Source organism: Limnobacter sp. MED105 (genome assembly GCF_000170915.1).
In the GTDB taxonomy this organism is placed as follows: Bacteria; Pseudomonadota; Gammaproteobacteria; order Burkholderiales; family Burkholderiaceae_B; genus Limnobacter.
In genome coordinates, this window is sequence record NZ_ABCT01000037.1 from 1 (window position 1) to 2914 (window position 2914).

At 51.9% G+C, this 2914-nt stretch carries 3 protein-coding genes; 1 reads left to right on the forward strand and 2 read right to left on the reverse strand.

What is annotated here, in order from left to right:
• Positions 1 to 112 precede the first annotated feature (112 nt).
• Both LMED105_RS15790 and LMED105_RS15795 read right to left on the reverse strand, forming a co-directional pair.
• Positions 113 to 1393 carry an FAD-binding domain-containing protein gene (locus LMED105_RS15790; protein WP_008253324.1) on the reverse strand — a complete coding sequence of 427 codons (1281 nt, stop codon included), beginning with the start codon at positions 1391 to 1393 and terminating at the stop codon, positions 113 to 115.
• A gap of 28 nt (positions 1394 to 1421) precedes the next feature.
• On the reverse strand, positions 1422 to 2168 hold the full coding sequence (locus LMED105_RS15795) for an SDR family NAD(P)-dependent oxidoreductase (RefSeq protein WP_040513814.1): 747 nt from the start codon (positions 2166 to 2168) through the stop codon (positions 1422 to 1424).
• Positions 2169 to 2319: 151 nt separating this feature from the next.
• Between LMED105_RS15795 and LMED105_RS15800 the strand changes: the two genes are divergently transcribed.
• The coding region (locus tag LMED105_RS15800; protein WP_008253327.1) for an enoyl-CoA hydratase-related protein at positions 2320 to 2914 on the forward strand (595 nt) is incomplete at its 3' end.

Sequence of the window (2914 nt, forward strand, 5' to 3'; positions counted from 1 at the left end):
GCAGTCTCAGTGCCGCTGTAAATCCCGGTCAGCAAGGCCAAACCCAAGAACGGGATCAAGCCAGCGTAGCCAAGAACATTCATCCAGTGTGTCTTCAATGCGTGTGCCATCGTCAATCCACCAAAATGCCGCCATGTATAGCCTCTTCCAGGCTACCTGCCATCAAAGTGGCTTCTCTGTAAAAGCGCGAAAAACTCTGTTGAAAGCGAGGTGGGTTCGGTAGAAGCTTGTCCTCCAGTGCCCATCGAATCGGGAAGCACCGTCCCATCATCAAATAGCCTGAATTCAATGTTTCTCTTAATTCAAACGCCGCACCGGTTTTAATAAAGCTGGCCAACATGCTTGTGCAATGTCCAATGTCATCTGTGTTCACAACCCATACTTGGTCACAGCCCGTTTCCATGGCATTGAGAACGAAATCCCATCGCTGTCTGTTCCAGGGGTGGGCTTTGTGAAAGGCACAGTCAATCAGCCCCACGCGCAACTCCCCGCTTTGCGTCAAATCAAAACAAGCTTTCAGATCCCACGGGTGAACCAAATTGATCTTCTTGAAGTTGCTCATCAGTGTGCTGCAGGAGTCGACTCCAGCCTGTTGGCGAAGATCCACCGTCTTGCGCTTCAGCGTGTCGCTCAATAGTTCAAGATCAAAGCAGTGACTGCTTGGCTCAGCAACCCCAACAGGTGGCGCATTTCTCTCGCGCCCCACATCGCGTTTGCTCCGGGCGATCGATTCTAGGTCTTCATAGTCGGTGTCGATCGCAGTGTCACTACAATCCCATTTTGGCGCGTATTTCTTTACATTGTCCGCGTTGAATACGTAAGGCTTGTGGCTGAACGTGCCAGCCACCCATTGCCAGCTCAAATGGTTGGACGCCAGGTCGCCATCCAACAAGTGGGCGTACATCCAGTCAGCACCCACTTTCCAGTGCACCTTGCGCATGTGCACTACATAAGAGGCAATCCACATCCGCACGTGGTTATGCAAGTAGCCAGTCTCATAAAGCAAAGCCACTCCGGCATCGATTGCTTCAACCCCGGTTCTGCCCTCCCGAATATCCTCCGGCAACTGTTGGTTATATTTGCCAGACCAAACTGGTCTGCGTACATCACTCAGAATTCCATTGCCTAACTCAGCATGCGCATGTTTGAAAAACTCGCGCCAAGCGAATTCAAAAATCAATTTGTCCTCAAAGCTCAGGCGATATTTCTCCATCAGCAATTGGGCGGCTTCGCGAACGCTCAAATATCCGTGGGTAATCCATGGGGACAAGCCCGTTACTGCTCCGTCCAGAAAGTTTCGGGTGCGACTGTAAAGCGCCGGGTCCACCGTGGCCAGCGCATTCAATGCGGCACGGCGGCTCGGTTCAAATTTGTTGGGTGTCTGGAACTGCATGGTTGGCCTTCTCTCAATCGAATGGGGGTTACTTCACAAGAGGGCGGATATTCCGGAACCCCCCATCGATATTCAATACAGCGCCAGTCATCCTGCTGGCGCCATCGCTTAGCAACCAATGCATCGCCTGTGCAACTTCAACCGGTTTATTCACGCCTTGCAGGGGATATTGCTTGGCACTCGCCGCTCTCATCATGTCGCTTTTCAAAAACGCCGAGGCTATAGGGGAGTCAGTCAAGCCCGGGGCAACCACATTTACCCGAATATTGTCAGCCGCATGTGTCGCCGCCGCGGATTTGACCAAACCCTCAACGCCAGCCTTCGCTGCTGCAATCGCCTCGTGATTGGGCACACCAATTCCTGTTGCACAGGTCGATACCAGTACCGCTGAGCCACCTACACCTTGCGCTTTTGCTTGTTTCAAAAAGGCGCGCAAGCCATACATGGCAGAAAGCAGGTTAACCTGCATCACGCTGTCAAGTTGAGCGTCGCTGGTTTTAACTAGTGGGGCCACCAGAATAGAGCCCACGCAGTGCGCATAGCCATCAATCTGTTTGCCTTCAGCAACCACCGCTTGAAAAGCCGAATCGACGGAACTGGAGTCACAGGCCTGAACTTCTAGAATATGTACACCTGAGGTGTTGCCATACAGGGCCTCAAGAACTGCAGAATCCCGTCCCGCAGCAATCACTTCCTGGCCTGAATTTACGCACAATTGGATTAATTCTTGGGCAATCGCACTGTTGGCACCCATTACAAATACGCACTTTGTCATTCTTTACTACCTGTTTTGTCCAAAGTGCCCCTATTTTGTCCTAGACAGAAAATAAAGTCACGTCTTCCTTCAAAACTCTTTTCAGTCGTCAATTCCTCGAATTTGAACGGTTAGACTTTCTTCATCCCTATTAACAAGCTGGAGACTAAACATGACCTATGAAACCATCCTCGTAGAAACCATTGGCAAAGTGGGCTTGGTGCGCTTGAATCGCCCCCAGGTATTGAATGCACTGAATGACCAACTGATGACTGAGCTGGGCGATGCCTTGATGGCTTTTGATTCTGACGACAACATCGGGGCTATGGTCATTACCGGTAGCGACAAAGCCTTTGCCGCTGGCGCCGACATTGGTGCCATGGCCTCATTTACTTATATGGATGTTTACAAAAGCGAATACATCACCCGCAACTGGGAAACCATCCGCAACGTTCGTAAACCAGTGATTGCCGCCGTCCGTGGTTTTGCTTTGGGCGGTGGTTGCGAGTTGGCCATGATGACCGATTTCATTATTTGCTCAGACACCGCCAAATTTGGTCAACCTGAAATCAAGCTCGGCATTATTCCCGGCGCCGGCGGCACGCAACGCCTGCCCCGCGCAATCAGCAAGTCCAAAGCCATGGACTTGTGTTTGACCGGCCGCCTGATGGACGCCTCTGAGGCTGAGCGCGCAGGCCTTGTTTCACGTGTTGTCTCGGCCGACAGGTGTCTGGACGAGGCAATCGAAGCTGCCACGGTGATCGCTG